Raw genomic sequence first — 5,479 nt, 5'->3', positions numbered from 1 at the left:
TCGCGCAATGCAGGCGGGAGCACACGTTACTCTCCGCCACCAGAGCCCACGGGTTCGGAAACCGGCCGGTGATCCCAACACCGTGCGCCTGATCAGTCAGGAAGTCCAATGGAGCGTAGATAGCTTCACTCCCGAAACTGGACGGCCTTACTGCTACGCCGACGCCTCGATCCTGCGCGTGCGAGCCTTGATCAAGCGCTCCTCGTCCGTCCGCATCCGCATTGCGGCGGCAGCCTTCTCGACGATCCCCCGCGCGGCCGCTTCGTCCAGGCCGCCCCCACGTGCGAACCCGTCGAGGCGGCGCATCAAGTGCTGGACCGTGGCACGCTCGTGTGGCTTCGGGATCGTCGCTCATCCTCAAACCAGAAAGCCCATGACGATGGCGGTCTTTACCATCATGCGGCGCAGACCCGGCGTGGCGGCCTCCTCTGCCAGAAGCCTCTTGGCCTGAGGATGCATCTCGATCGCCTTGGCCACGTCGATGGTGTGGCCGGATTTGAACGCGAAGGGCTTGGCCGCTTCGTCTGCGAGGTAGGCGGCGCTGGCCGCCTCAATCTCGCTGTCCGGCACTTCGGACTTTCAGCGCATGTCGCCGACGCTGGGGATCTCGTTGGCCATGGCGGGGAGGTAAGGCGGACGAACCGAAGCGTCGAGCATCCGCCAGGCTGGGAACCGAAATTGCAGCGCCGTTAGTGTTCGCGGAGGGTGAATTTCTCGGCAGGAACGGCGAGGCTCGCACCCCGCCGCCAGTCCCGAAAATCTAAATCGACTACGGTTCGAGCCGTCCATCTAGCGGTGAAACTACAGTCCCAAAAACTGGCTGGCTGACCCCAAGAACGTCATCACCAGCCCGCAGGCGAACACCCCTATCATCGCGTAAGAGAAGACCTTCAGGATCATAGTGGGCAGTCCTTCCGATCGGTGTCAGGGTTCGGTGGTGAGACGGCCGAAATCCGTTTGGTGCGGACTGGAAACCGAACGGTCGCACGCCGGCCGAGCGCTGATGTTGCGCTGCAAACGTTGACTGAGCAAGTGCAGCAACGACCCGACGTCAGCGCGCTTTCCACGCTGGATGACGGACCGTCCTCATCATCGCCGGACCGATGGAGTTTCAGGACGGCGAACAGGAGTTTTGATGCGTCGTCATGCGGCTGTCGCATCCGCGATGGTAGCGCCGCCGCTCATGGCGGACCTCCCAGACCCTATGCCGTCACTCAGCCCGTGCGGCGTCGCCGTAACGGGCTTTTCTATGTCCCCACATCAAGCTGGCAGGATGTGGAGCATTCCCCCGATCACGCCGAGCGCTTCGGCACTGATCAGCGCCACTACGATGTAGAGCCTCATCCAACTTGCGTCGGCCGCCGGTGAGGGCGGCCTGTTATCGGGATCATCGAACCAATCTGTCACGCGGCTCCTGGGGTCAGACGGGGTGGGAGCGCGTCTGCTAAGTCCGCGCCACGACAACGAGATGACCTTGGCCGTCCTCTCCGACGCGTTCAGTGCCCCAGCCGCCACTCCTGCCGAACATCCTTGTGCCCCGCGGCATAAGCGGTGCGTTTCGCAAACGATGACCGAGGCGATATCGGTGAGGCCGCATGGCAAAGCTTGGTGTTCGATGCTTGACCGACCCATCATCAGCCTCGCCGTATGGCTCTCGAAGCCAGTCGGCTTCCTAGCGACCTGTTTTACGGTCGCGGCCGGCCTCGGATCTGGCGCCCTCCTCAGCTTCAACGATCACTGGGCTCTCGTCTTCAACCTGTTCCTGTCCATCGCCGCCATGCTTCTGGCAGGCGTCATCCTGGTGGCCGGGGCACGGGATACCGCGGCGATCCAGATTAAGCTCGATGAGCTCATTCGTGCTGTAGCCGATACGGACGAACGCCTGATCGGGATCGAGGATCTCAGTGCCGAGGAGTTGGCACTTCTCAGGAAGGACAAGCTACCGTTGCCGCTACCTTCAAGGAGCGCCGGGCAGCCGTGATCGCGTCGTCGTACTGCATAGCCTAAGGGTGGCGCGCAGATGGATGGAGGCTGACAATGGCCAAGGATGAGAAGAGCACGTTTCCCGGCTCCTTGCGGGACCACCAGGACGCGGTGAAGGCTGAGGCTGAGAAGGTCAGCACCAAGATCGACGGGGCTTTCGGGAAGCTGGCCAAAAAGATGCGTGAGCGTGCGGAGAAGGCGAAGGCAAAAATGGGGCGCGCGCGGAAGCCCGAGAAGCGGGCTGTCATGCAGCAGCGCTTCGAACTTTATGCGGACGCGGCGACCCACCTTGAGGAACGCTTGCCTCAGCGCGAGGAGTAAGCGGATCTAACCCCATCCGCCGCTTCCCCGAATAAGCGGCGCTGTCGTCGCGATCACCAGCCAATCCTCATCGCGGGTTCGGCAGTGGCGAGCATGTCACCACTCTGCCGCCAGTCCTCAGCCGACCGGCCGGTGATCTTGGCGACGTAAGCTCTGGTCTCCTGTGGAAGCGATGAGCGCCCGGCGAGCCAGTTCCTCACACGCTGCGGGCCCGCGTTGTAGGCCGCCGCTGCCATGCCCAGACTGCCGAAGGCCGCACGCTGTTCGCGCAGGAACTCCGCTGCTTTGGGTATCGCTTCGAAAGGATCGAACGGATCGGTCAAGCCGCGCTCAGCCGCAGTCGCGGGCATGAACTGAGCGACGCCCTGCGCCCCCGCACGGCTAACGGCGCGGTGATCGAGCCCGCTTTCCTGTTGGAGGAGTCGCAGGAAGAAATCGAACGGTAGGCCGCTGGCATCGGCTGTGTGCTCGATGAACTGCCTCAAGCGCTGTTTGTCGCCGTAGAAGGCGTTCAGCCAAGTGTCTTGGAGTGTCCCGACAAACTGAGGGGTCGCTGTCGACGCGCTCGCAGCCATCATGTTCGTTCGGACGAGATTGGCCATGGCGCCATCGGTCGACATGATCGCGATGATGCGGCTCGCACGCGGCGTGGGCGCCGGAATAGCGGCGACTGGAGCAACCACCCCAAGTTCAGGTTGCGAAGGAAGAACCGCCAGCGCGGCTCCGAGACAGACTGCAGCCATAAAGACAGCGGATCTGCTGCCGCTCGTAACTAGCGAACGCACACGCCTGCGGACGGCGCTGCGATAGGTCCGCGCCCAGAACTCACGCTCACCGATCGGCGATAGATTTTGCATCCTTGCGAGCGCTGTCCCAGCTGTAGTCGGGAGGGTCATCCCGAAAACAGGCTAATTTAGGAGCAGATTACCACAGTTTGCGGGGTCCTGGTCAGCGCCTGCTTCGAGCCAAGGGCCTGCCCTGTTGATTGCGGTGAAGCGATGGATCACCCCACGCAAACCTTTCGCCCGCGCAGACATCCGTTCCCCGTTTACGCTCATCCCTCGACCGGGAAGCCCATGACGATGGCGGTCTTCACCATCGTGCGGCGTAGGCCCGGCTTGGTCGCCCCGTCGGCCAGGAGCCTCTTGGCCTGCGGGTGCATCTTGATCGCCTTAGCCACGTCGATGGTGTGGCCGGACTTGAGGGCGAACGGCTGTGCGCTCTCGTCCGCAAGGTAGGTGGCCGTTGCAGCTTCGATCTCGTCGACAGACACCTCGGACTTGCGACGGAGGTCGGCGACCCTGGGGATCTCTTTGGCCATGGTGGGGAGGTCTGGCGGGGCCCCTGTCCCGTCCGGCCTGGCATAACATGTTCCCACCGGCTCATAATTGGATCGGGCTGCGGGGGCGAGCTGATTGCGTCTATCTCACTACCCAAGCGCGACGGACCAATTCTGCCTCAAAGCGAGCGGGATCGATGCGGGTGATGATGACCCCATGCTCAGGGCTGCCGTCGAAGCTGGCGAAATAGAAGCGGCCAGCCGCGTCCCAAGCATCGAACCCGGTATGGACGTGCAAGTGGTCCAGAACCGGATCGAGTTCGGCCATCGTACATAGGCGCTGCGTTCGGCCGCTCGCGAAATCGAATTGGTATAATGTCGTATCTTCGCTCGGCTGTGACGACGTACTGGTGCCGATATAAGCACGCTTTCCGTCAGCGCTCGGAGCAAAAAGCCAGAACTTAACGCCGCCCCAGCCCGCCTTCTTACCTGTTTCTACTTGGCCCAGGTATGTCCACGTATGCGCGTCCTGATCGAAACGGTAGACGTGACCGCGATCATCTCCAAACACGCACCGATTGCCCCCCTCCATGCACTGGCCCGTCTCAAGGGCCATGCCTTCCTTCAGCTGCCAATCCTTCTCCTCACCGAAACCAGTCTCTGGGTCATAAAAGTGCACGTGGTCGTGCACTGCGGGCTCGTCCCCGTTGCTGGCCGTGAAGTAGAGGCGACCGCGCGCGGCCACCCACATCACCCGCCCCGTATAGACGTAGGGCTGCTTGTATGAGGCTGGCCGACCGAGATCCTGGGTGTGCCCGCTGGCGACGTCATAGCGGTAGATCGCCCCTGTGGGCACACCCGCGCCGTAGATGACATTATGGACCGGGTCGGAGGCGAGGGTGACGAGATTGCCGTGGGGCACGGCAGTCCCACCGGGCTCGGAGGCGCTTAGGTCCGTGAAGCTGTCGTGGGTCGGGTCGTAGGCATACCAGTGAAAGCCGCGCCGATCGAGGTAGCTCGCGTCGAGGTCGGACCGATCCATGGTCGCGACGTAGATCTTGCCGTTGTGCCAGAGCGGCCGGGTATGAAACTTCTGTGCGGTCTCACCGGGCAGCCAGTTGTGGGCGGCCTCCGAGGCGGACCGGGCGTCGCCGACGTAACGCAGCGTGTCAGTCCGCGCATCGATCCGGTAGAGACCGGCGTTCGTCTTGTGATCCATGCCGCCGATGTAGATGTCGCCATCGGGCGCCGAGCCCGTCGTGTGCCAACTTTGGGTCGGATGCAGACCGTTTGGCGTGTCCGGTAGCCGCCAGTTCCATATGCCGTCGAGCGCTCCGGCCCAGCCCTTCTCGACCTTCACTGGCAAAGGGTTCTGCTGGTCAGCAGACCGACCTATGGCAGGCATGGCAAAGATTGCGAGCACCATGCTGAGGCGGACGAGCTGACGCATCATGGTCTCCGCTCATAAGAAGCGCAGCGCACATTACTTGCTACGCTTCCGATATGTGACGGAAGGCCAACAGCCGCCCGCATGGCCCGTTCCTGCCGGTCTGCCTAGCGTTGTGGCGCGTCGGCCCAAGCTGGCACTGGATCCGCGACGTAGGCCGGGCCGGCCACAGCTCCGAACCCTCGAAACTGTCGCTCCTATTGCGAGAACGGCATCAAGCGGTGCCGGGCGGCCATATCAACACGGCTCGCCCGGCCTCGCGTGCTCGCTGGCTATCGGCGACCGTGGATGACCAGGGCGAGTAGGTATGATCGTCCCCCTTTGAAGTGGTCCGCCCTGAAGTATGGCTTTTGCGCCGACAGAGGACGGAATCGATGGCCCAACGACCCAAGCCCGAGGAGATCGTGAGCAAGCTGCGTCAGGTCGACGTGCTGGTCTCACAAGGACAG

7 protein-coding genes are annotated in these 5,479 nt (G+C 62.8%); 2 read left to right on the top strand and 5 right to left on the bottom strand.

All coding sequences use genetic code 11. From position 1 onward, the window contains the following. Positions 1-153: 153 nt before the first annotated feature. Positions 154-306 (bottom strand): hypothetical protein, encoded by a 153-nt coding sequence (locus tag MKK84_RS23785; RefSeq protein ID WP_243924349.1) that lies wholly within the window; start codon positions 304-306, stop codon positions 154-156. Between the two features lie 51 nt (positions 307-357). Further along, a complete protein-coding gene (locus MKK84_RS23780; protein ID WP_243924347.1) occupies positions 358-570 on the bottom strand; it encodes a hypothetical protein in 213 nt (70 codons plus the stop codon). A 997-nt stretch (positions 571-1,567) separates the two neighbouring features. Here MKK84_RS23780 and MKK84_RS23775 point away from each other — a divergent pair. Further along, a complete protein-coding gene (locus MKK84_RS23775; protein ID WP_243924346.1) occupies positions 1,568-1,981 on the top strand; it encodes a low affinity iron permease family protein in 414 nt (137 codons plus the stop codon). 56 nt (positions 1,982-2,037) lie between these two features. Next, positions 2,038-2,304, top strand: a complete 267-nt coding sequence (locus MKK84_RS23770) for a hypothetical protein (protein WP_243924345.1) — start codon at positions 2,038-2,040, stop codon at positions 2,302-2,304. A 53-nt stretch (positions 2,305-2,357) separates the two neighbouring features. Here the strand turns inward: MKK84_RS23770 and MKK84_RS23765 are convergent, their stop codons facing one another. The 3 genes from MKK84_RS23765 to MKK84_RS23755 all read right to left on the bottom strand — a co-directional run bounded on the left by MKK84_RS23765 (position 2,358) and on the right by MKK84_RS23755 (position 5,036). Continuing rightward, positions 2,358-2,906, bottom strand: a complete 549-nt coding sequence (locus MKK84_RS23765) for a lytic transglycosylase domain-containing protein (protein ID WP_243924344.1) — start codon at positions 2,904-2,906, stop codon at positions 2,358-2,360. Between the two features lie 452 nt (positions 2,907-3,358). Beyond that, a complete protein-coding gene (locus tag MKK84_RS23760; RefSeq protein ID WP_243924343.1) occupies positions 3,359-3,625 on the bottom strand; it encodes a hypothetical protein in 267 nt (88 codons plus the stop codon). 100 nt (positions 3,626-3,725) lie between these two features. Then, positions 3,726-5,036 (bottom strand): SMP-30/gluconolactonase/LRE family protein, encoded by a 1,311-nt coding sequence (locus MKK84_RS23755; RefSeq protein WP_243924342.1) that lies wholly within the window; start codon positions 5,034-5,036, stop codon positions 3,726-3,728. Between the last annotated feature and the right edge of the window lie 443 nt (positions 5,037-5,479).

This window comes from Methylobacterium sp. E-065, from assembly GCF_022829605.1.
Lineage (GTDB): Bacteria > Pseudomonadota > Alphaproteobacteria > Rhizobiales > Beijerinckiaceae > Methylobacterium.
The sequence above is the reverse complement of the archived record's forward strand: the minus strand, read 5'-3'. Positions and strand labels throughout refer to the sequence as shown.

What these genes read in the sequence shown, in the direction of transcription:
- MKK84_RS23785 (WP_243924349.1), bottom strand. Translation starts at nt 306, where the DNA reads ATGCGCCGCCTCGACGGGTTCGCACGTGGGGGCGGCCTGGACGAAGCG.
- MKK84_RS23775 (WP_243924346.1), top strand. Translation starts at nt 1,568, where the DNA reads ATGACCGAGGCGATATCGGTGAGGCCGCATGGCAAAGCTTGGTGTTCG.
- MKK84_RS23770 (WP_243924345.1), top strand. Translation starts at nt 2,038, where the DNA reads ATGGCCAAGGATGAGAAGAGCACGTTTCCCGGCTCCTTGCGGGACCAC.
- MKK84_RS23765 (WP_243924344.1), bottom strand. Translation starts at nt 2,906, where the DNA reads ATGGCCAATCTCGTCCGAACGAACATGATGGCTGCGAGCGCGTCGACA.
- MKK84_RS23760 (WP_243924343.1), bottom strand. Translation starts at nt 3,625, where the DNA reads ATGGCCAAAGAGATCCCCAGGGTCGCCGACCTCCGTCGCAAGTCCGAG.
- MKK84_RS23755 (WP_243924342.1), bottom strand. Translation starts at nt 5,036, where the DNA reads ATGATGCGTCAGCTCGTCCGCCTCAGCATGGTGCTCGCAATCTTTGCC.